The 22,124-nt window shown below is 37.4% G+C and carries 22 protein-coding genes; all 22 read left to right on the top strand.

Features of this window, described 5'->3' with window-relative positions:
* The first annotated feature begins 93 nt into the window (after positions 1 to 93).
* The 22 genes from prfB (at position 94) to QZ055_RS01985 (ending at position 22,020) form a co-directional block, all read left to right on the top strand.
* Positions 94 to 1,201, top strand: a protein-coding gene (gene prfB / locus QZ055_RS02090) for a peptide chain release factor 2 (protein ID WP_227721318.1) whose coding sequence is annotated in 2 segments (ribosomal slippage) — positions 94 to 150 and positions 152 to 1,201 — 1,107 coding nt in all. Because the reading frame shifts where the segments join, the coding sequence is not laid out codon by codon here.
* A gap of 8 nt (positions 1,202 to 1,209) precedes the next feature.
* Positions 1,210 to 1,905 (top strand): LmeA family phospholipid-binding protein, encoded by a 696-nt coding sequence (locus QZ055_RS02085; protein WP_005386841.1) that lies wholly within the window; start codon positions 1,210 to 1,212, stop codon positions 1,903 to 1,905.
* Between the two features lie 12 nt (positions 1,906 to 1,917).
* Positions 1,918 to 3,960: a DUF5693 family protein gene (locus tag QZ055_RS02080; RefSeq protein WP_295824333.1), complete on the top strand. Its 2,043-nt coding sequence runs from the start codon at positions 1,918 to 1,920 to the stop codon at positions 3,958 to 3,960.
* A complete protein-coding gene (gene csaB, locus QZ055_RS02075; RefSeq protein WP_295824331.1) occupies positions 3,953 to 5,053 on the top strand; it encodes a polysaccharide pyruvyl transferase CsaB in 1,101 nt (366 codons plus the stop codon). The genes QZ055_RS02080 and csaB overlap by 8 nt, the downstream gene beginning before the upstream one ends.
* Positions 5,054 to 5,086: 33 nt before the next feature.
* The gene (locus QZ055_RS02070) at positions 5,087 to 5,923 is read left to right on the top strand and encodes a transketolase (protein ID WP_295824330.1); all 837 of its coding nucleotides are present in this window, start codon (positions 5,087 to 5,089) and stop codon (positions 5,921 to 5,923) included.
* Complete coding sequence (locus tag QZ055_RS02065; protein WP_295824328.1) at positions 5,923 to 6,855, top strand: transketolase family protein; 933 nt, start codon at positions 5,923 to 5,925, stop codon at positions 6,853 to 6,855. The genes QZ055_RS02070 and QZ055_RS02065 overlap by 1 nt, the downstream gene beginning before the upstream one ends.
* A 14-nt stretch (positions 6,856 to 6,869) precedes the next feature.
* Complete coding sequence (ftsE, locus tag QZ055_RS02060) at positions 6,870 to 7,556, top strand: cell division ATP-binding protein FtsE (protein ID WP_119206734.1); 687 nt, start codon at positions 6,870 to 6,872, stop codon at positions 7,554 to 7,556.
* A complete protein-coding gene (gene ftsX / locus QZ055_RS02055; protein WP_227721316.1) occupies positions 7,546 to 8,433 on the top strand; it encodes a permease-like cell division protein FtsX in 888 nt (295 codons plus the stop codon). Before ftsE ends, ftsX begins: the two co-directional genes overlap by 11 nt.
* Positions 8,434 to 8,438: 5 nt before the next feature.
* A complete protein-coding gene (locus QZ055_RS02050) occupies positions 8,439 to 9,638 on the top strand; it encodes a murein hydrolase activator EnvC (protein WP_295824326.1) in 1,200 nt (399 codons plus the stop codon).
* A gap of 1 nt (position 9,639) precedes the next feature.
* Positions 9,640 to 10,773 carry a S41 family peptidase gene (locus QZ055_RS02045; protein WP_295824324.1) on the top strand — a complete coding sequence of 378 codons (1,134 nt, stop codon included), beginning with the start codon at positions 9,640 to 9,642 and terminating at the stop codon, positions 10,771 to 10,773.
* Positions 10,774 to 10,796: 23 nt separating this feature from the next.
* On the top strand, positions 10,797 to 12,068 hold the full coding sequence (obgE, locus tag QZ055_RS02040) for a GTPase ObgE (RefSeq protein WP_295824322.1): 1,272 nt from the start codon (positions 10,797 to 10,799) through the stop codon (positions 12,066 to 12,068).
* Between the two features lie 8 nt (positions 12,069 to 12,076).
* Positions 12,077 to 12,361: a ribosome assembly RNA-binding protein YhbY gene (gene yhbY, locus QZ055_RS02035; RefSeq protein ID WP_005386817.1), complete on the top strand. Its 285-nt coding sequence runs from the start codon at positions 12,077 to 12,079 to the stop codon at positions 12,359 to 12,361.
* Positions 12,362 to 12,428: 67 nt separating this feature from the next.
* Positions 12,429 to 13,550, top strand: a complete 1,122-nt coding sequence (gene proB / locus QZ055_RS02030) for a glutamate 5-kinase (protein ID WP_295824320.1) — start codon at positions 12,429 to 12,431, stop codon at positions 13,548 to 13,550.
* 9 nt (positions 13,551 to 13,559) lie between these two features.
* Positions 13,560 to 14,819 carry a glutamate-5-semialdehyde dehydrogenase gene (locus tag QZ055_RS02025; protein ID WP_295824319.1) on the top strand — a complete coding sequence of 420 codons (1,260 nt, stop codon included), beginning with the start codon at positions 13,560 to 13,562 and terminating at the stop codon, positions 14,817 to 14,819.
* A gap of 139 nt (positions 14,820 to 14,958) precedes the next feature.
* A complete protein-coding gene (gene nadD / locus QZ055_RS02020; protein ID WP_119206729.1) occupies positions 14,959 to 15,573 on the top strand; it encodes a nicotinate-nucleotide adenylyltransferase in 615 nt (204 codons plus the stop codon).
* Positions 15,574 to 15,576: 3 nt separating this feature from the next.
* Positions 15,577 to 16,146 (top strand): bis(5'-nucleosyl)-tetraphosphatase (symmetrical) YqeK, encoded by a 570-nt coding sequence (gene yqeK, locus QZ055_RS02015; protein WP_119206728.1) that lies wholly within the window; start codon positions 15,577 to 15,579, stop codon positions 16,144 to 16,146.
* Between the two features lie 12 nt (positions 16,147 to 16,158).
* The gene (locus tag QZ055_RS02010) at positions 16,159 to 17,280 is read left to right on the top strand and encodes an LCP family protein (RefSeq protein WP_295824317.1); all 1,122 of its coding nucleotides are present in this window, start codon (positions 16,159 to 16,161) and stop codon (positions 17,278 to 17,280) included.
* A gap of 12 nt (positions 17,281 to 17,292) precedes the next feature.
* On the top strand, positions 17,293 to 17,655 hold the full coding sequence (rsfS, locus tag QZ055_RS02005; RefSeq protein ID WP_295824315.1) for a ribosome silencing factor: 363 nt from the start codon (positions 17,293 to 17,295) through the stop codon (positions 17,653 to 17,655).
* Between the two features lies 1 nt (position 17,656).
* The gene (locus tag QZ055_RS02000; RefSeq protein ID WP_039969222.1) at positions 17,657 to 18,565 is read left to right on the top strand and encodes a S1 RNA-binding domain-containing protein; all 909 of its coding nucleotides are present in this window, start codon (positions 17,657 to 17,659) and stop codon (positions 18,563 to 18,565) included.
* Between the two features lie 5 nt (positions 18,566 to 18,570).
* Positions 18,571 to 19,911, top strand: a complete 1,341-nt coding sequence (trkA, locus tag QZ055_RS01995; RefSeq protein ID WP_119206726.1) for a Trk system potassium transporter TrkA — start codon at positions 18,571 to 18,573, stop codon at positions 19,909 to 19,911.
* A 12-nt stretch (positions 19,912 to 19,923) separates the two neighbouring features.
* Positions 19,924 to 21,411, top strand: coding sequence for a TrkH family potassium uptake protein (locus QZ055_RS01990; protein WP_005386805.1), 1,488 nt, complete (start codon positions 19,924 to 19,926; stop codon positions 21,409 to 21,411).
* 12 nt (positions 21,412 to 21,423) lie between these two features.
* Entirely contained in the window at positions 21,424 to 22,020 is a 597-nt protein-coding gene (locus QZ055_RS01985) for an MBL fold metallo-hydrolase (RefSeq protein WP_005386804.1), read from the top strand.
* Positions 22,021 to 22,124 lie beyond the last annotated feature (104 nt).

Below are 22,124 nucleotides of genomic sequence, written 5' to 3'. Positions count from 1 at the left end.
GATTTCCTTCTGGGCAACGGCCATTTTTCTATTTTATTAAGGTGATAGTTTATCGATGTAATAAGCTAATAAGTTAAAGGTGGTGAACATAAATTGTTAGAAGATTTAAAACCTATTATTTCTAATCTAGAAGAACGTATTTATGGAATGAGGGATTCACTTTAACATTGCTCAGAAAGAAGATCGAATCTTTACACTCGATGTGCAAATGAGCGACCCTACATTTTGGGATGACCCAGACAAGGCTCGTGAGATTTCTCAAGAAGCCACACAATTGAAAAATGCTGTAGAAAGCTATAAACAACTTGTTAGTGATATTGAAGATGCTAATGTAATGCTTGAGATGGCAATAGAGGAAGATGATCGTTCTTTGGAAGGTGAAATCAAGGATTATGTTCAACAAATAGAAGAAACTGTAGAAAAACAAGAAGTTCTTTTATTGCTTAGTGGTGAATATGATGCTAATAATGCGATTTTAACATTCCATGCTGGTGCAGGTGGCACAGAGGCTCAAGATTGGTGCTCCATGCTGATTCGCATGTATTTACGTTGGGCTGAAAAAGCAGGATTCTCTATTGAATTGATGGATGAACAACCCGGTGATGAGGCAGGTACAAAATCTGCTACATTTTTAATTAAAGGTGAAAATGCTTTTGGTTATTTGAAATCTGAAAAAGGTGTACATCGTCTAGTGCGTATTTCACCATTTGATGCTGCTGCACGTCGTCATACATCCTTTGCTGCTGTTGATGTAATGCCAGAAATCGATGATACAGTAGAAATCAATATTGATATGAAAGATGTACAGGTAGATACATACCGAGCTAGTGGTGCTGGTGGTCAGCATATCAATAAAACAGATTCTGCTGTACGTATGACGCATAGGCCAACAGGTATCGTAGTTCAGTGTCAAACTCAACGTTCTCAAATGCAAAATAGGGAACAAGCATTACGATTATTGCGCGCCAAATTATTTGAATTAGAATTAGAAAAACAAGCAGAACTTAAAGAGCAAATTGGTGGTACCTATCAAGCGATTGAATGGGGTAGTCAAATTCGGTCGTATGTATTCCACCCATATAATCTCGTTAAGGATCATCGCACAGGGGTTGAAACAGGGAATGTACAATCCGTTATGGATGGTAATTTAGATCAATTTATGGAAGGTTTCTTGAAAAAAGAAGCGAATTTAACAATTTAGGAGTTCTTATGAAAAAGTTTTTACTATTCCTATTAGTGCTGATTATTGCTTTAGCAGCAGCAACTCAATTTTTATTACCTTCTTATATTAGTTCCCGTATTGAAAAACAGTTAAATGATTCACTAAAACCATCTTCTCAAACAGTAAATGTTGAGTCTCAACCAGGATTTAAATTACTCTATGGTGAAGCTGATCATGTATATGGTTCTTTAGATGATGTAAAACTTGGTAAATTAAACTTTGCAAACTTCAATTATGATGCAACACAAATTCTTGTAAATCCAATTTCATTATTGGCTAGCCAAGAAATTGATGTAGTAAGTGTAGGTAGTTCTAGTATCGAAGGTACTGTGACTAATGAAGATTTGGCTAAATTCTTAAGTACTCAAGCTGGTAGTGAAATTCAAGATGTAAAAGTAAACATCAATAAAGATAACATCAGCTTAACTGGTAATATGAATGTTGGCATGGTATTTAAAGGTTCTGTTAAATTAGATGGCAACTTAGAATTAAAGGATAATACTTTACTATTCGCACCTAAAAAGTTCACCATTAATGGTGCTACTATCCCAGGTTTGACATCTAATGTATTAGAGGCTACAGAAGTTTATAACTTTAATAACTTCCCAATTCCTGTGAAAGCTGAAAGCTTAACTGTTGATAATGGTGAAATTCACATCAAAGTTAAACCTGTACTTAACTAGAAAGGATTTATCGTGAATCATCGGAATACACAAAAAAGTAAGTACTCTTGGATTCTAATACTCTGTATTATAGTGGGACTTGTATCCTCTTTATATTTGGTATTTGAACGCCATCAGATTGAAAAATCTCAAAATCATATTGAAAATATCGTAGATTATGATGCTGTTCTAAGAGCTAATGCCTTTGAAAAGCGTAGTCAACAAGAGGCTTTTGATGCACTTCGTAATGCAGGTGTAACAGCATTTGCCATTTATGATCGTACCTTAGAAAAAGCTAAAGATGCAGGTCAAGTTAAGGTGTTAAGCTCCGAAGAAATGGATGCAGTCCGTATTAATGGGGCATCCGTTAAAAATGGTGCAACCTATGTAGCATTAATTTCAGGTAAAGAAGGCTATTATAAAGAAATTCGCGAAGACTTGTATCATCGTATTGGTAAAGATAAAGTTAAAGAGCTTAATACTAGTATTGGTCCAGTCCTTGAGTTATATGGTGCTACTGCAGATAGCTATCTAAAAATGAATCTTGGTATTTCCAAGTTACAAGCTCAAGAAGTCGCTAATCGTGGATTTAATGTTATAGTTCGTCCTACAAACTACAGAAATGTAACATCAGATGACCTCCAATATGTGTTTAAACGTCTTGAAGGAATTCCACATGTAACCGGCATGATCTTTGCTGGTAAAGAAGCTCTAGGTGCTCCTAATTTAACTGATGAAACATTAGAACTGTTACATAAAAATCATATTCCTTTAGTTGGTATCGAAGCCGTTAACCAACTTCAATATGAGCCACAACAAGGTTTCTTGGAAATGGCGGCTAAAGATAATTATAGTGTGGGCCGTGTATATACAATTGCTAAGGATGAATTAAAGAAAATCACGCCCGAAGAAGCAGCTCAACGATTCTATATTAGTGATATTGAACGTAATATTCGTTTTAACTTATTCCCTATGTATGAAACAGGTGTAAATAATGAAACGGTATTACAAACAACTATTAACTATATTGGGATGACCACTGAAAAATTATCCACTAAAGGATATGAATTTGGTCCTGCTGATATTTATCCTCCTTATACACCTAATCCTTTATTAGTAGTCATTACTATGATTGGTGCTATTGCGCTATTCGTTTATGTTGCTCAAATGTTAGTTCCAATGCGTAAACATACACAATTGGTAGCATTCTTTGGCATTTCCCTTGTATCTGTAGTATTATTCATCATTACAAGTGGTACATTGATTACTCAAATCTGGGCTTTATCTAGTGCTATTATGGCTCCTGTAGGTGCCATGATTCGCTTGATGGAGGAATGGCGTCGTTATGATGGAGCTCGTCCATTAGGTGCTATTAAATCTACCGTATTAGCAGTGCTTTATCTCGTAATTGCTGCATTATTTGCGGCTATTGGCGGTATGTATATTGCATCTTTATTAGGAAATACGAAATTCTTTATGGAATTTGCTATCTTTAGAGGTGTTAAGTTAACATTTGTACTTCCAATTGTATTGGTGATCATCGCGTACTTACAACGTTTCCCTTTGTGGAAAGGTCGTATGATTAACTCTAAAGAAGAAGCAAAGAAATTTGTAGTTGAATTCTTAACAATGGATGTTAAATTTTACGTATTCTTTGTAATGGCTGCTCTTGGTGGCGTGGCATGGGTATTTGTTGGCCGCAGTGGTCATACAGCAGGTGTTCCTGTACCAGGATTTGAACTTATGCTTCGTCGTTTCCTTGAAAATACATTGTATGCAAGACCTAGAGAAAAAGAGTTCATTATTGGTCACCCAGCATTAATGTTGGCTACGTTTGCATTCTTACGTAAATGGCCTACAGTAATCCATTTCTTATTAACTATTGCAGGTGTTATCGGCATAGCTTCAATGGTTGAAACATTCTGTCATATTAGAACTCCTGTATTCATGTCTATTATGCGTGGATATGATGGTTTATTAATTGGTGCTCTCTTAGGTTTGCTTCTTATCATTGCTGTACGTTTCATGATGTATGTAACACAATGGTTCCAAGCGCGGGAGGTTGACCATGAGTAATATTGTTATCTCTGGTTATTATGGTTTTGGTAATGCTGGCGATGAAGCAATGCTTTGTGCCATTATCGATGCCATTCGCAAAGAGGAAGCAGATGCGCATATTACGGTTATTTCTGGTAATCCTACAGAGACAAGCAAAAAACATAACATTCATGCGGTTGGAACATTTTCTGCATTCGGTATTCTAAAGGCAATTGCCAATTCTGATTTAGTGATCAGTGGTGGAGGCAGTCTTTTACAAGATGCTACAAGTATTCGTAATACATATTACTATTTAAGTATTATGGCTTTAGCTAAAATGATGGGAAAAAAGGTAATGCTTTACTCTCAAGGTATTGGGCCTTTAAATCGTCCCTCTACACGAAGAGCTGTTAGCTTTATATTGCGATTTGTGGATACCATTACAGTTCGTGATTCTATTTCAAAATCTGAATTAGAGTCCTTAGGAATTGAAGATGTAGAGGTTACAGCTGATGCTGTTTTGGCTATGCAACCGGCAGATTTGTCTATTGGTAAACGTATTTTAGAAGGCTATACATCTAAACTACCTAAATCTATAGAGAATCCAAAACGAATTGGTGTTGCTGTTCGTAGTTGGAAAGATGATACAGAATATCGTGAATCATTAGCCAATGTGTTGAGCCGATTACAAGAGCAAGATGAGGTAGAAATTATTTTTATTCCTATGTCTCATCCAGAGGATACAAAAGAAGCTAAAATTATCGCTAGTTATATGCCAAAGGGGGCTATTGTTCTTGAAGGCCCATTCTCTACAGAGGAACAAGTATCCTTATCGGGGAATGTGGATCTAATGATTGGTATACGTCTTCATGCGCTTGTATTTAGCTCTTTAATGGGGAAACCTGTTATCGGTATTTCCTATGATCCTAAAATTACAAGCTTCTTACATATGATCGGTCAGGAACCAATAGGAACTATGACACATCTTAGAGAAGAGGCGTTATATCAGCGATGTCATAAGCTCTTAAATTCCAGAGAAGAGTATCAATCATCTTATGATCGTATTGAAGCATTGCGTATAAACTCTCAACGCAATGCAGAAATCGCTATTTCATTACTTAAAGATTATTAATATATTGGATCTGATCCAGAAAGTGAGGTCTCTATGGCTACATTAACACAAGATGTTAAACAACTAGTTCAAGAGAAGGCAAAAGCTATTCGTGTTAGTATTGTGAAAGCTGTTACAGCAGCAAAATCTGGACATCCAGGAGGATCTTTATCCATTGCTGACTTAATGGCTCAGTTATACTATGTCGATATGAATGTAAATCCTGCAGATCCGAAAGATCCAGATAGAGATCGTCTTGTTCTTTCTAAAGGTCATGCTGCGCCAGCTTTATATGCTACATTGGCAGAAAAAGGCTATTTCCCTAAAGAAGAACTTTTGAATTTACGTAAAATTGACCATATGTTACAAGGCCACCCTGATATGAAACATATACCAGGCGTAGATATGTCTACAGGCTCCTTGGGTCAAGGCATTTCTGCCGCATGTGGCATGGCATTGGCCGGAAAAATTGATAATGCAGATTATCGCGTTTACACGATCCTAGGTGATGGTGAACTTGAAGAAGGTCAAGTATGGGAAGCAGCTATGTTTGCTGGTCATTATAAACTCAATAATTTGACAGCTTTCGTTGATTTCAACGGCCTTCAAATCGATGGCGATATTACAAAAGTACTGTCTCCATTACCAATTCCTGAGAAATTTAAAGCGTTTAATTGGAATGTTATTGAAGTCAATGGCCATGATCTTGATGAACTTCATAATGCCATTGAATCTGCAAAAGCTTTCACAGAAGGCCCAACATGCATTGTAATGCATACTGTAAAAGGTAAGGGCGTTGAAGAAATGGAAGGACAAGCAGGTTGGCATGGTAAAGCGCCAAGCGCAGAGCAAGGTGAAGCCTTTGTTAATGAAATTATGGGGGTAAAATAATGGGTAAAGCAACACGTGAAGCATATGGTAATGCGTTAGCTCGCATTGGTAAAGAAAATACAAATATTATTGTTTTAGATGCAGATTTGTCTAAATCTACTAAAACTGACACATTTAAAAATGTTTGCCCTGATCGCTTCTTTAACGTAGGCATTGCAGAACAAAACTTGATTTCTGTTGGAGCAGGTTTGGCTGCGTCTGGTAAAATTCCATTTGTTTCTTCCTTTGCAATGTTTGCAACAGGTCGTGCATTTGAACAAATTCGGAATGCTGTATGTTATCCAAAATTGAATGTAAAAGTATGTGCTACACATGCTGGTATTACTGTAGGTGAAGATGGTGCTACACATCAAAGCTTGGAAGATATTTCTTGTATGCGTACTTTACCTAATATGACTGTAGTTGTACCTGCTGATAAACGTGAAACAGAAGCAGTAGTCGAATGGGCTGCATCTTATGAAGGCCCTGTATATGTTCGTTTAGGCCGTGCTGGTGTGGATGATGTAACTGCTGAAGGTTATACATTCGTACCTGGTAAATCTACTACATTAGTAGATGGTTCTGATGTAACAATTATCGCTTGTGGTGCTTTGGTTGGACCTGCAGTAGAAGCAGCTAAAACTTTAGCTGAATCTAATGTGTCTGCTCGCGTTATCAATATGGCATCTATTAAGCCTATCGATGCAGAAGCAATTGTAAAAGCAGCTACTGAAACAGGTGCTATTGTAACAGCAGAAGAACATAATATCATTGGTGGTCTTGGTTCTGCTGTGTCTGAAGTTGTTGTGGCTAATAAGCCTGTTCCTATGGAATTCGTTGGTGTCCAAGATACATTTGGGGAGAGTGGTACGCCAAAAGAATTGATGGCTAAATATGGTTTGACAGCAAAAGACATAGTAGAAGCAGTAAAACGTGTAATCACTCGTAAATAATCAAAGGGGACCCCATGATTGAATTTAAGAATGTTAGTAAAGTCTATGATAATGGTTCTGTTGCATTAGACGATGTGTGTTTAACTATAAATGAGGGCGAATTTGTCCTCATTTGTGGTCACAGCGGTGCAGGGAAATCAACTCTATTTAAATTGTTAACTCATGAAGTAGTACCCGATTCTGGTACTGTCATTGTTGATGATTTTGATGTTACGCGTATGAAGCGTAGTAAAATTCCAAAATTACGTAGAAAACTTGGTGTTGTATTCCAAGATTTCCGTTTATTACCAAACAAAACAGTATCAGAAAATATTGCCTTTGCTCTTGAAGTAATTGAAGAAAAACCAAAGGTAATTAAGGAAAAGGTGAGTCATGTACTAGAGCTTGTTGGCTTGTCTGATAAAGCAAATGATTTACCAGAGGATCTATCTGGTGGTGAACAACAACGTGTTGCTATTGCTCGCGCTATTGTAAATCGTCCATCTGTACTTATTGCTGATGAGCCGACTGGTAACCTAGATCCTGATACAAGTAAAGGTATTGTAGATTTGTTTAAGCATATCAATAATTTTGGCACAACTGTTATTATGGTTACCCATAATATGGATCTTGTTTCGTATTTAAATAAACGTGTTATTCGTCTTAAAGATGGTCGCGTTCAAAGTGATAATATGAGAGGTGCAGAAATTAATGAAGCCTAGAACATTGAAATACTTTTTTAAAGAAGCCCTCAAATCTATGAAGCGTAACGGTCTTATGACGTTAGCATCTATTTCTACAGTGGCTTTATCTTTATTTATGCTTGGTGTATTCCTTTGCGGTGTTATCAATCTAAATAACATGGCATCTAGTTTAGAAAACCAAGTTCAATTGAGTATTTATTTAAAAGATGGGTTAACAACTGACCAAATTATGGCGGTAGGTAAGCAAATTAAAGCTATACCAAATCTTAAGCATTTAGAGTTTGTTAATAAAGAACAAGCTATGAAAGAATTCAAAGCACGCCTTGGTGATCAACAACAATTGGTAAATGCATTAGGCGATGTAAATCCATTGCCAAATTCTTATGTATTAACCTTTGATAACCCTAGTGATGTTAAGGCTACAGCTAAATTAGCCACTACATTCCAAGGTGTTGAAAGTACACATTATGGTCAAGATATTGTAGAAGAACTCTTCCGTATTACTCAAGTTATTAGAATTGGTGGTATTGTACTAATCGGATTCTTAGCAGCCGCTACATTATTCATTATTTCTAATACAATTCGCTTGACTGTATTCGCTCGACGTAAAGAAATTGCCATCATGAAATATGTTGGTGCAACCAATGGTTTTATTCGTTGGCCATTCTTGATCGAAGGCATGTTGTTGGGCTTAGTGGGGGCTGTAATTGCCGTACTTTGTGTAGGTGAGTTTTACCACTTTATTACTATGGAAGTTTCTGAGTCCTTAGCATTCTTCCCATTAGTACCAATGTTCCCATTCTTCTATGATGTGGCTATCTATATTTTAGGTGGTGGCGTAGTAGTAGGTGCTATTGGTAGTACGATTTCTTTAAAACAATACATGAAGGTGTAATGTTTATGAAATACAACACAATCAAATCTCGCCTTGTAGCAACAATTTTAATAGGTATGGTGGTACTGGGAACACCACTATATATCGTTGCCGAAGATGAGGATTTAACGAATCAATTAGATTCAATTCAACAACAAGTTAATCAACAAAATTCTATTAAAGCGGATGCAGAAACTGTCATTGTAAGTGTATCTGAACAGTTGCGACAAATTGAAGAGCAATTACGTCAGGCCCAACAACAGTTAGAATCTATTCAACAGCAACGTGTTGCCGTTGAAAATGATATTACTGTTAATGAAAAGTTACTCGCAGAAGCACAAAAACGCTTAGAAGGACGAGAATCCGTATTTTATAAGCGTGTACGAGATATTTATATCAATGGACGTCTAAGTTATTTAGATGTTGTCATTGGATCTAAAGACTTTAGCGATTTTGCAAATCGATTAGAGATCTTAAAACGCATTATCGATTCAGATATTAAGTTAATCGATGAAATTAAAAAAGAACGTGCTGAAATTGCGGCACGTAAACAAGCTCTTGAACAATCACGAGCTAAGTTAGTAGAGCTTGAAAAAGCTGCTGTAGCAAAACAAGCTGAAATTGAACAAAAGAAAAAAGAACGTGAAGTGGTTCTTCAGAAGGCACAAAATGACCGTGCTACGGCGATGCAAGCAGTGGAAGAACTTAATGCTTCGTCCGCTCAAATTACAGCATTATTGAAAGCTCGCCAAGCTGAACGTGCGGCAGCTCGTGCAGCTGCAGAAGCAGCAGCGGCAGCTGCGGCTCAACAGTCTGCACCAAGTTATTCTTGGGTTCAAGGATCTGGTCAACTTGGTTGGCCTGTAAGTGGTGAAATTACTTCTCCTTATGGTTATCGTACACATCCAATTTGGGGCACAACGATCTACCATTCCGGTATTGATATTGGTGTTGATGAAGGTACACCAGTTCATGCTGCTGATGGAGGTACTGTTGTTTGGTCTGGATGGATGGGTGGCTATGGTTACGCCGTAGTTATCGACCATGGTAATGGTATGTCCACCCTTTATGGTCATAATTCTGAGCTTGCTGTCTCTGAAGGACAAGATGTATCTAAAGGTCAAGTTATTGCCTATGCTGGTAGCACTGGTAATAGTACTGGACCACACGTACATTTTGAAGTTCGTATAAGTGGGGATCCTGTTGATCCTATGGGATATTTATAATATGAAATTTGATACACGTACGGTGTTGTGGAGCCTATTGAAATATATAGGCTCTGGCATCGTTATTATGTGGCTCACGTTTTGGTACTTATCTGGTTCATTCTGGGGATTACCAAGACTATTTGTAGCCTACTATGCTGCGAGTCAAGTCTTTATGACACCGATGTCTAAAGCGACCCTTTATGATGGTATGCTTAAAGGCTTAATTGGCTCTTTGGGAGAGCCCCATAGTATTTATTTAGATGCTGACGAATTTAAATCCATGAAAATGCAAACATCTGGCACTTATGCAGGTGTAGGCATGGTTCTTGGTCATGATGATAAAGGTTTATATGCAGTTAGTATTATGGAAGATCAACCAGCTTTCAAAGCGGGCATAAAACCTGGTGATCATATTATTGCTATCGATGGTCAATCCACAAGCGATATTACTGTAGAAGATGCATCCTCTCGAATTCGCGGCGAGGCTGGTACCGTTGTTGCCCTTGATATAGAGCGTAATGGTGAAAAATTGCACTTTGATATTACCCGTGAATCCATTGTGTTACCTACTGTTAAAAGCAAAATGCTCACAAGTACAGTAGGTTATATTCGTATTAGTCAATTTGCTGAAAATACGGCTGATGATTTTGAAACACAATTTAAAGAATTGCAATCTCAAGGTATGAAGGAACTAATTTTAGACCTTCGAGATAATCCTGGTGGGTTATTATCTACTACAGAAAAGATTTCTAACTATATTATGCCTCCAGGAACATTAGTAACCGTACAAAATAGAGCTGGGAAAAAAGAGGTTTATAAGTCTAATGGTCCAGACGTAGCTATGCCATTAGTCGTTCTTGTTAACAAAGGGTCTGCTAGTGCATCTGAAATTATAGCTGGTGCTATTCAAGACCGTAAACTAGGTACTATTTTAGGTACTAATACATATGGTAAGGGTACAGTTCAAACAATTTACCCTAGCCTTGATAATGAAGGTGTTAAGGTAACTATTGCTAAATACCATACACCAAATGACCGTGTTATTGACGGCATTGGTATTAAACCTGATGTAGAACTGGATTTACCAAAAGGTGTAAATCCATCTAGTACATTAGATGATATTCAAATTAAAAAAGCATTAGAGTTATTATAGCAATAATGCATAGGAGTTAAAGTATGTTTATAGATAGAGCGCGTGTCTTTGTTAAGGCCGGTGACGGTGGGGACGGCATGTCTAGCTTCCGCCGTGAGAAATACGTGCCAAATGGCGGCCCTAGTGGCGGCGATGGTGGTAAAGGGGCAGACGTTATATTTAAAGCGGACAAGAATATTAATACTCTTGTAGACTTTAGATATAAACGTCAGTTTAAGGCACCTGCTGGTGGTAATGGTGAAAGCTCTAACAAGCATGGTCGCGGTTCTGAGCCACTTATTATCCCGGTTCCGTTGGGCACTGTAATTAAAGAAGAAGAAACAGGTAAAATTTTCTGTGACCTCGTTAACGACGGTGATACTTTTGTTATTGCTAAAGGTGGTCGTGGTGGCCGTGGTAATGCACGCTTCCAAACAAGTGCTAACCGTGCACCTACATTCGCAGAAAAGGGTGAACCTGGTGAAGAGTTCTGGTTGCAACTAGAGCTTAAAGTATTGGCAGATGTTGGTTTATTAGGCTATCCATCTGTTGGTAAGTCTAGTATTTTACGTAAGGTCTCTAAAGCTCAACCAGAGGTAGCTGCTTACCACTTTACTACATTGACACCTGTACTTGGGGTAGTAACAATCTCTGGAGATCGCAGTTTTGTATTAGCCGATATTCCAGGCCTTATTGAAGGGGCTAGCGAAGGTGTTGGCCTAGGGCATAACTTCTTGCGCCACGTAGAACGGACTAATATTTTAATTCACGTCCTTGATGTATCTGGTATGGAGGGGCGCGATCCAAAGGTTGATTTTGATGCTATTAATGAAGAACTTCGTAAATATTCTGAAAAATTAGCCAATAAAAAACAAATTGTTGCACTCAATAAGATTGATATGGTCTTTGATGATACAACAATTCCTGATACAAAAAATTATTTTGAAGATAAAGGATATGAAGTATTCCTTATCAATGCATTAAGTGGTGAAGGTTTACCAGAGCTTATGGAACGAGCTTACTACTATGTAGAAAATTATGAGCCAGAACCGGAAGCAACTGATGATACAGTAGTATACGAAGCAAAACCTGATGTGGAATTCGTTATTACACGTGGTGATGATGCTGCATTCTATATTACAGGTAAACGTATTGAACGCTTAGTGGCAATGACAAACTTAAGTGATGATCAATCTCTTCGCAGATTCCAACGCATTTGGCGTTTTATGGAGCTCGATGCTAAATTGAAGGAAAAAGGTTGTAAAGACGGTGATGAAGTTGTGATTGGCGATCAACGCTTTACATTCCAAGAGTAGGAGTAATAATGACAGGAAAACAAAAACGGTATTTACGTTCTTTGGCAGCAACAATGCCACCAGTAGTTCAAATTGGTAAAAATGGTTTAGAAAATAGTGTTATTGATAGTGCTCGCGCAGCATTAATGGCTCGTGAATTAATCAAGGTAAAATTACTCAACAATAGCCCTGAAGATAAGACGATTTTCCAAGAGTTAGCTGATATGCTTGGTGCTGAATTAGTACAAGTTATCGGCTTTAACGGTGTATTATATAAAGCTAAAAAAGAACCTAAAATTATTCTACCTAAATAAATCGTCATATTACTAACATGTATTATATGGGGGTCTACATAACCTGTTAGCCCTAGGAGGTTATTCTATGCGCAGTGCTATCATCAACGCAAAAAGAATAGTAGTTAAAGTAGGCAGTAGTACGCTTTGTTATGCTAATGGTCATTTAAACCTAGAACGCATTGAACGATTAGTACGCCAACTATCAGATTTAGCTAACCAAGGTAAAGAGGTTATTCTCGTTTCTTCTGGTGCAACAGGTGCTGGACTGGCCCCTTTAGGATTTAAGGAAAAACCTAGAGACCTCGTATTAAAACAAGCTGCTGCAGCAGTAGGACAAGGCATCCTCATTCATATGTATGAGCGTATGTTTCGTGAATATGGACGTACAGTAGGTCAAATTCTTTTAACAAAAGAAGATAGTACTGGTCGCCATAGTTATCTTAATTTGCGTAATACATTACATACGTTATTGCAACTCAATGTTATTCCTATCATTAATGAAAATGACGTGGTTGCCATTGAAGAATTTAAAATCGGAGATAATGATACTTTATCTGCTACTGTAGCAGGTATTGTAGATGCTGATTTGCTCATTATTTTGTCCGATATTGAAGGCTTATATACAGCTAATCCAGCAACTCATCCAGATGCTACGCTAATAGAAACAGTTTCTGAAATTACTGATGAAACCTATGCTATTGCAGGTGGTGCAGGATCTAACATGGGTACTGGTGGTATGTATACTAAAATTAAAGCGGCTCATATGGCTACAAACTCTGGCGTACCGATGGTAATCACATCTGGTGAAGTGGAAGATTCTGTTCGTCGTGTATGTAAAGGTGAACATATTGGTACTCTCTTTGAAGCGCATGATGCCGGACTATCAGGTAAACATCATTGGCTTGCCTTTGGTAAACGATTGAAAGGGTCAATCACTATTGATGATGGTTGTGCGCGTGCTGTATTAGATAAAGGAGCGAGCATTTTACCAGCTGGTATTATTGATGTAGATGGGTCATTTGGACCTGGTGATACAATTTCTATTTATCATGATGGTAAAGAAATTGGCCGTGGACTTATCAACTATGGCATCGAAGATATGAAGGCCATAAAAGGTCATAATACAAATGATATAGCTCAAATTTTAGGTATTAATACAACCTATGATGAAGCAGTACATCGTAATAATCTAGTTTTATTACATTGAGGATATACTATGAACCAGTATGAAGAAATTTGTAAAGATATGGGTCAAAGAGCTAAAGCGGCATCCTTTGAATTAGCTCAAATTGATCAAGGTACATTAGATTCTGCATTATTAGCAATCGCTGATGCTGTAGAAGCACAAACCGATGAAATTATGGCCGCTAATAAGTTAGACTTAGATAAATCTGGCGATTATAATGTGCCTCAAACCATGATAGATCGATTAACATTGACACCTAGCCGCATTTCTCAAATGGCTGAAGGTGTTCGTCAAGTAGCTGCTCTTGAAAGTCCAGTAGGTTCGGTTATAGAAACAATTACACGACCTAACGGTTTGACTATTGAAAAAAGAGCGGTACCTTTTGGTGTTATTGGTATTATTTTTGAGGCTCGTCCAAATGTAACAATTGATGCAGGGGTCCTCTGCTTAAAAACTGCAAATGCTACGATACTGCGAGGTGGTAAGGAGGCCTTCCATACCAACCAAATTATCGTAACTATTATGCGGAATACCTTAGAATCTTTAGGAATTACGCCAGATGCTATTCAACTTGTGGAAGTTCTAGATCGGGATATGGTTGGTGTAGTATTGCACCAACGTGAATATATTGATGTCATCATTCCTCGTGGTGGAGCTGGACTGATTCGTCGTGTTGTAGATGAAAGTAGTATTCCTGTTATTGAAACTGGTAGTGGTGTATGTCATACATATATAGATGAATATGCGAATCTCGATATGGCATTAGAAATTGCAATTAATGCAAAGGTACAACGTCCGTCTGTATGTAACTCTATGGAAACATTGCTAGTACACCAAGCGGTGGCTGGTGAGTTTTTACCACGTCTTGATGAGGTTCTACAAGAATATGGCGTCCGAATTCACGGTGATACAGCTGTGGCTCAATATATGGAGAATACAATTCCTTTAACAGAGGATTCCTTCCATACTGAATATAACGATATGGACTTAAATGTACGTATTGTTGAAAATCTTGAAGAAGCCATTAATCATGTTAATTGCTATTCTACACATCACTCAGAGGCTATCGTAACAGATGAACCGATGCGTGCAAGAGTATTTATGAACTTAGTAGATTGTTCTACTGTGTATCATAATGCTTCAACGCGTTTTACTGATGGTTTTGAATTTGGTTTTGGTGCTGAAATTGGTATTAGTACTCAAAAGCTCCATGCTCGTGGGCCAATGGGATTACAAGCACTAACATCATATAAATACTTTGTATTTGGAGAAGGCCAAGTTCGAAAGTGAAGACAGTATATTACTTAATAAGGGCATACTACAGATATATTCAGACCCCTAAAGGTCGATACGAATGGATATCCTATGGAAAAGCACTGCTCTTATTTATCATTATTTGTGTCATTGTCATTAAGGGTGTGACATTATTATGGTAGAGAAACGTCGTATAGGTATCATAGGTGGAACATTTAATCCTATCCATTTAGGGCATCTAATGATTGCTGAGGTGGCTTGTGAAAGTTTTAACCTTGAGAAGGTTATTTTTGTGCCAGCACGGATACCACCTCATAAGCAACATGATGTAATAGATAGTCATCATCGATATGCTATGACTGCAGCAGCTGTGTCAGATAATCCAAATTTTGAAATTTCTGATGTAGAAATGCGTCGAGAAGGCCCTTCGTATACAGTTGATACGATTCAACATTTTAAGGTGATCTATGGACCAAATGTTGAATTTTACTTTATAGCTGGAACCGATACAATTCGTGCGTTGCCAACGTGGAAATTTATTGAGGAATTATTAGATGAGGTCCACTTTATTGGCGCTACGAGACCTGATGGATCTAGTGCTATTGATGAAACATTAGATATTTTAGGACCAAAAGCACGAGAAAAAATACATCTTATGGAGGTTCCTGAGATGAAATTATCTGCTACGTATTTACGAGAGCGGTTACGTTCCGGAAAAACTGTTCGGTACATGTTGCCTAAATGTGTAGTGGAGTATATAGAAGAAAACCATATTTATGGGAAGGAATAAAGGATGTTATCATTTGATGAAATACAAGTTAGCGTGAGTCAATGGTTGACCAAAAAACGTTTTAAACATACTCTTGGCGTTGTTGAATCAGCCACTCATTTAGCTGAGCTTTATGGCGTTGATGTGGAAAAGGCTAGATTAGCCGCATTGTTGCATGATTGCGCAAAGGAGCTTCCTCTGAAGGAAATGCAAAATCTAGTTAGTGTTGAATCCTATGAGGCTGACCAAGAATTATTAAGCAATGGTAATCTCTTACATGGATTAGCCGGTATGATTCGTGCTAAACAAGAATTTTCCATATCTGATACTGATATTTTGGAAGCCATTAGAGTTCATACGACTGGTAAGGTACATATGTCTAAACTAGATAAAGTTATATTCTTAGCAGACTATATAGAACCTAATCGAGATTTCCCAGGTGTTGATGAATTGCGTAGAGTGGCAGAACAAAATTTAGATAAAGCTGTATTGCTTGGTTTTGATAACACTATTATTCATCTTATTGAGCAAAAACAATCTATTTATCCTTTGACCATTCTTGGTCGTAATGATGTGTTACAATCTTGTAAATAATGGAGTTTATATATGGAAGAACGTGAACGAGCAAGAGCTCGCCGTCGAAGAAGAAGACGTCAACAAAAGTCATCTGTTAAATGGACTAGAATTATACTAGCTATTATTGTAGTAGTAGCATTACTTGGCGGTATAGGATACGGTTTATATACTGGCGTATCTTATGCGTATAGAGCTATTGTAGGCACTACTGAATCAACTGATGCATCTGGAGATAATGGTAATAAACAAGATGGTAATACTGTATCTGTAGAGCAAAAAGGCTTAGATAAACCATTATATATTCTTGTTGTCGGTACTGATGAGAATAATCCAAGTCAAAGTGATAGCTTATTCTTGTTATCTATTAATTTAGATCAAAAGACTATGGATGTTATTGGTATCCCTAGTAATAGTAAAATTGATAACAGAGATCAGACTGATGCAACAATGCTCAATAGCATCTATGAAAAAGGTGGTATTGATTTAACAAAAGCTGTTATTGAAGATATGTTCCATATTTCTATACCATATTATGTTGTAGTTAACCAAAATGCTTTCAAAAAAACGAATGATGTATTAGGAAATCAACAAATCTATGTAGAACAAAATATGGAACACGTGGATGCAGACGGAAATAAAGACATCGATTTGCAACGAGGCTATCAAACATTAGATAGTGATAAAGCATTGGCTTATTTACGATATTCTGATCCAAAACATGATACATTTACGCGTGTACAACGACAAGAACGCTTTTTAAAACTATGGGTAGAAGAAGAGCATAATGCATTCTTCTTAACAAATGCATGGCATATTTGGCGTATTTGGGATCATTATGATAGTAATATTTCTACATTAGATGCTATTAAGCTTGTGTATAATGCTAGCAAAATCAATAAGGAAGAAATCCACTTCTATATTCTTCCTGGAGAAAAAGAGCTAGTAGGAGATATGACATATTGGAAGGTAAATCCTACGGAAGCACAACGATTAGTAGGCATTACGATGGGAAATTTACCAGCTAATGAAATGACACAATTTGTAACAGCTCCAACTAATAGTACAGCCAAGGTTGCACCAGAATCAGAACATAATGGTGGGACTATTACAAAGCCAACAGAACCTGGTGATGAGAGTAGTAAAAAACGGTAAAAGGGGATTAGTATGAAAAATAAAGAAGAAATTAAAGAAATCGTATTACAATTAGCACAAGCTGCTTTCGATAAAAAAGGTAAAGATATTGAAATCCTCGATTTAGAAGGTGTATCTATGTTAGGTGATTACTTCCTAATTGCTAGTGCGAACAATATCAAGCAATCTCAAAGTATTGCTGATGAAATGGAAGATAAAGCAGCAGAATTGGGCATGACAGTCAACCACAGAGAAGGTTACCGTGAAGGGGAATGGATTTTACTTGATTTTGGCGATGTTATTTGTCATGTCTTTGGTGGTGATGAATTGCGCGAATTCTACGGTTTAGAAGAATTGTGGAATGATGCAGTTCGAGTTCCATTTGAAGGAGTATAATATGGCTACAGAATTGTTGGAAAATACAATTGCCACATTAAAAGTATTGCGTACTAGTGACCAAGGGGCCTTTCTAGATGGTCAAACAGGCAATACAAATGATGATATTTTGCTTCATAAGGATCAACAAACATCTCCAGTTGCTATTGGTGATGAGGTAGAGGTATTTTTATATCGCGATCCAAAAGGACGTTTAACTGCTTCTATGCGTTTACCTGCGATGAAGGTAGGTCAAATTGGCTATGTTGAGGTAATCAACACTACAAACTTTGGCTGCTTCGTTGAGGTTGGCACTGAGCGTGGTATCTTTATGCCACATGCTGAGATGCGTGGACGTCCTCAAGTTGGTGAAAAGGTTTGGGTTCGCCTATATACTGATAAATCTGGTCGATTTGCAGTATCTATGGATGTAGATGATGAAATGCGTCGTGCTTCTAAGGCCGCTACAGAGGCTAAGGTAGGACAGCTAGTTAAGGGTGCTATTTATAACTTAACTAGTGATGGGGCATTCTTTATTACTCCAGAACGATGGATAGCCTTTTTACATCGCTCAGAAATGACGAGAAAACTAAAGGTTGGGGAGATGGTTGAAGGTCGCGTTACCTTTAAACGTGATGATGGCCGAATCAATGTATCTATGCGCCCTACCAAGGAAAAGGCCCTCATATCTGATGGAGATATTATTATGGAATATCTTCTTAACCGTGGTGGTAAGATGCCGTATAGTGATGAATCTTCTGCTATGTTGATTAAAGATAAGTTTAACATCAGCAAAGCCGCGTTTAAACGTGCTTTAGGGCATTTGATGAAAGAGAAAAAGATTGTTCAAGATGATGGTTGGACATTATTAACTGAAATAGGACGTCAATGGACACCTCCTGTTAGTAATGAATCACAAGAAGAGGAATAAAGACGATGAAAATTGTCATTGTAGGTGCTGGTAAGGTTGGCTATTCCTTGGCACAACGCCTGATACAAGATGATCATGATGTGTACGTTATCGATCGGTCATCAGAACGCATACAAAATCTTGAAAATACCTTAGATGTTAGCCTTGTTCAAGGTAACGGCAGTGATATACAATTGCTTAACGAAATCGGTATGGATGATGTAGGAATGTTTATTGCTGTTACCGATTCTGATGAAGTAAATATGCTATCCTGTGCTGTAGCTAAAATTACAGGTGTTCCTACAACGATTGCTCGTGTTCGGGATAATACTGTAGCAGAACATATGGATGATGAGATGCGTGCCAAATTAGGCGTAGATTTGTTCATTAATCCTGAAATGGTTACGGCTCAAGAGCTTTTACAAATTTTAGAAACGCCTTCAGCTATTGATGTTGAGGACTTTGGTCAAGGCGCTGTGCGCCTCATGGAATTTAAGATTACAGATGATATTCCATTAATCGGAAAACCTTTAAAAGAAATCAAATTCCCTGAAGGTGTTTTACTAGTAGGTGTTTTACGCTATGGTGAAATGATTATTCCTCATGGTGAAAGTATTCTACAGCCTGATGATAGTGTATTCTTCTTAGGCTTGAAAGAAGCCGTTGAAGAGGTAGAAAGTCTTTGGTTCCATAATCATAATACATTCTATAAAAGAGCTGTTATCATTGGAGCTGGCCTTTTAGGTAGAAATTTAACGGTCCTTTTGGAGCAAGCTGGATTTTCGGTTAAAGTTATTGAAAAGAATTTTGACCGTTGTGAACAGCTAGCAAACCTTGTGGATAAGACAATTGTTATTAATGGGGATGCTACGGATTTCGATCTCTTAGAAGCAGAAGAGATTGCTGATAGTGATGTTATCATTGCACTTACGGATGATGACAAGCTTAACTTGTTAGTCGCTCTTGTAGGTAAACATATGGGGATCCCTAAGACTGTAGTACGTGTAGGGCGACCTGAATACATTATGCTTATGGAACAAGTAGGCATTGATGTCGTATTCTCTCCACGTTTATTTACAGCTAGTCAAATTTTACGTTTTGTTCGAAGCGGAGAAGGTGTTTTATCAATCTCTACCTTTGAAGGTGGGAAAGCGGAATCTATTGAGGTTGCTATTACAAGTGAATCACCTGTAGCCGGTAAACAATTGAAAGATATACGTTTACCAGGGAAGGCTTTAGTAGGTGTTATTTTGCGTGGTGATGAAGCGATTGTGCCACGTGGTAATACTGAGATTTTAGATGGAGATCACATTGTTCTCTTTGCGTTACCTGAATCAGTAAGTAAATTACTTAAATATCTAACCTAGTTTGGAGGGACTATGCGCATTCAAATTGTCATGTCCTTAGTGGGGCGGCTATTATATATATTTGGGATTTTTACATTGATACCCTTTATATATAGTGTCGTATTTGAAACTGCATATTGGTCATTTTTGATTACCACCGGTATTTCATTCGGCTTAGGTGGACTTTTATCTTATTATGGCAAAGAAAGTCAAAGTTTTAGTCTTCGCGATGGGTATTTAGTAGTATCAGCTACATGGATATTAACCGTTATCTTAGGCTCCTTACCATTTCTTGGTAGTGGTATTTTAGTCAATGTGTTTGATGCGCTGTTTGAAGCTACATCTGGGATTACTGCAACTGGTGCTACTATTATTAATAGTGTAGATGATTTACCGAATACATTTGTATTATGGCGTGGACTTATGCACTGGATTGGTGGGATGGGGATTATCGTCCTTATTTTATCCTTCTTGAAAAATCTTGGTGCTGACGCAGCTCATATGTTTAATGCAGAAGCTTCGGTACCAAAACCAGGTGTAGTTATGCCTCGTATTCAATCAATGGCTACAAAACTTTGGCGGTTATATATTGTGTTCACTGGAGTTTGTTTCCTCATGCTATGGGCGGGTGGAATCGAACCATTTGATGCACTTAATTATGCATTTTCTATTATATCTACAGGTGGTTTTACACCTACATCAGCTGGTACGTTTGTTTATGAGCAGAATAACTATATTTGCTTTGTATTTATTTTCTTTATGATATTAGCAGGCGGAAATTTTTCTGTATACTATAATGCTCTTCATAAAGGGATTCGTATTTTAATTGATGATTTTGAAACACGCATGTATTGGCTTGTAATTCTAATAGGCATTATAATTATTGGATTATCATTAGCCTTACAATCTACTATAAATGATCCAATACAAATTATTAGGGATGCGTCCTTCAATCTTGTATCGATTCAAACTGGTAGTGGATTTGCTGTAAGTGATTATGATTTATGGCCTGCTGCAGCTCAGATGATGCTCTTTATTTCATCATTTTTTGGTGGTTGTAGTGGTTCTACCACAGGGGGCGTTAAAATTATACGTCTCATTATTTTAATTAAAAGTAGTATCATTTACCTGCGTAAATCGATTCATCCAGATATGGTTCAAGTTGTACGCATCAATGGTAAACCAATGCCTACCAAGTGGATTCAAATGACACAACAATTTTTATTTTTATACTTAATGATTTATGTTATTTCTGTCTTTTTGATGACTTGCACTGGTTTATCCACATATGATTCTATGCAAGTGATAACAGCATTCTTAAGTAATGTTGGCCTTGGTTTTGGTGGATTTGGTCCCACTGATTCCTTTGGTGCTATGCCTGACTCAGCAAAATGTATAGCTATTGTTGATATGATATTGGGGCGTTTAGAATTATTTACCATTCTTGTTATGCTTCATCCTCAATTCTGGGAAGGGTATTTTATAAAAAAACAATCTTCCAAGCGGTATCGTGTTCTATAGGGGGCGAATAATATGAATATTATAAAACGCCCTCTAGGGCTTTATAAAGCGAATTGCTACGTACTCGTTAAAGAGGGTAAATCTTTAATAATTGATCCTGGATTTCATAGTAAGCATATCATTGAAATGGTAGGGGATTCTGAACCAATAGCAGTTCTATTGACACATGGTCATTGTGACCATGTGTCAGCTCTAGATGAGGTATGTGAGCATTATAATATTCCTGCTTATTTACATCCTTTAGATCAAGAATTATTACAATTAATTCGTCGCAGACCAAGTGTTTACAAGAAGAAAATGTATACTAATTGTAACGATTTAGTAACAGGTAAACTACAATTAGGACCCTTTGAAGTTATTGTCCATCACACACCTGGTCATAGTGCTGGTTCTGTTTGTTTTGAAATAGAAGGACATCTATTTTCAGGGGATACTGTATTCAAACAAAATGTAGGGAATACTGACAATTATAATAGTAATCCAGAAGATTTGATTACTAGTTTGAAGTATATATTAACCTTGTCTAAGGATTTAATAATCGACCCAGGACATAAAGAATCCACAACATTAAAAGATGAAGAAGAATTCATCAAAAATATTGTAGGATAGTGTTGACAAAAGTCCTGATAACCGATATACTAAGCAAGTACTTTGGATACGGCCCCGTGGTGTAGCGGTTAACATGTCGCCCTGTCACGGCGAAGATCGTCAGT

Origin of the sequence: uncultured Veillonella sp., from assembly GCF_905209685.1 — a bacterium.
Lineage (GTDB): Bacteria > Bacillota > Negativicutes > Veillonellales > Veillonellaceae > Veillonella.
Note: the sequence above shows the minus strand (reverse complement) of the source record. Positions and strands in the feature narration are given on the sequence as shown.

Excerpts from the sequence above, each read along its gene's own strand:
- nadD (WP_119206729.1), top strand. The coding sequence starts at position 14,959 with ATGGTAGAGAAACGTCGTATAGGTATCATAGGTGGAACATTTAATCCT.
- QZ055_RS01990 (WP_005386805.1), top strand. The coding sequence starts at position 19,924 with ATGCGCATTCAAATTGTCATGTCCTTAGTGGGGCGGCTATTATATATA.
- obgE (WP_295824322.1), top strand. The coding sequence starts at position 10,797 with ATGTTTATAGATAGAGCGCGTGTCTTTGTTAAGGCCGGTGACGGTGGG.
- QZ055_RS02050 (WP_295824326.1), top strand. The coding sequence starts at position 8,439 with ATGAAATACAACACAATCAAATCTCGCCTTGTAGCAACAATTTTAATA.
- QZ055_RS02045 (WP_295824324.1), top strand. The coding sequence starts at position 9,640 with ATGAAATTTGATACACGTACGGTGTTGTGGAGCCTATTGAAATATATA.
- ftsE (WP_119206734.1), top strand. The coding sequence starts at position 6,870 with ATGATTGAATTTAAGAATGTTAGTAAAGTCTATGATAATGGTTCTGTT.
- proB (WP_295824320.1), top strand. The coding sequence starts at position 12,429 with ATGCGCAGTGCTATCATCAACGCAAAAAGAATAGTAGTTAAAGTAGGC.
- yqeK (WP_119206728.1), top strand. The coding sequence starts at position 15,577 with ATGTTATCATTTGATGAAATACAAGTTAGCGTGAGTCAATGGTTGACC.
- QZ055_RS02085 (WP_005386841.1), top strand. The coding sequence starts at position 1,210 with ATGAAAAAGTTTTTACTATTCCTATTAGTGCTGATTATTGCTTTAGCA.
- csaB (WP_295824331.1), top strand. The coding sequence starts at position 3,953 with ATGAGTAATATTGTTATCTCTGGTTATTATGGTTTTGGTAATGCTGGC.
- QZ055_RS02000 (WP_039969222.1), top strand. The coding sequence starts at position 17,657 with ATGGCTACAGAATTGTTGGAAAATACAATTGCCACATTAAAAGTATTG.
- QZ055_RS02070 (WP_295824330.1), top strand. The coding sequence starts at position 5,087 with ATGGCTACATTAACACAAGATGTTAAACAACTAGTTCAAGAGAAGGCA.
- yhbY (WP_005386817.1), top strand. The coding sequence starts at position 12,077 with ATGACAGGAAAACAAAAACGGTATTTACGTTCTTTGGCAGCAACAATG.
- trkA (WP_119206726.1), top strand. The coding sequence starts at position 18,571 with ATGAAAATTGTCATTGTAGGTGCTGGTAAGGTTGGCTATTCCTTGGCA.
- ftsX (WP_227721316.1), top strand. The coding sequence starts at position 7,546 with ATGAAGCCTAGAACATTGAAATACTTTTTTAAAGAAGCCCTCAAATCT.
- QZ055_RS02025 (WP_295824319.1), top strand. The coding sequence starts at position 13,560 with ATGAACCAGTATGAAGAAATTTGTAAAGATATGGGTCAAAGAGCTAAA.
- QZ055_RS02065 (WP_295824328.1), top strand. The coding sequence starts at position 5,923 with ATGGGTAAAGCAACACGTGAAGCATATGGTAATGCGTTAGCTCGCATT.
- QZ055_RS01985 (WP_005386804.1), top strand. The coding sequence starts at position 21,424 with ATGAATATTATAAAACGCCCTCTAGGGCTTTATAAAGCGAATTGCTAC.
- rsfS (WP_295824315.1), top strand. The coding sequence starts at position 17,293 with ATGAAAAATAAAGAAGAAATTAAAGAAATCGTATTACAATTAGCACAA.
- QZ055_RS02010 (WP_295824317.1), top strand. The coding sequence starts at position 16,159 with ATGGAAGAACGTGAACGAGCAAGAGCTCGCCGTCGAAGAAGAAGACGT.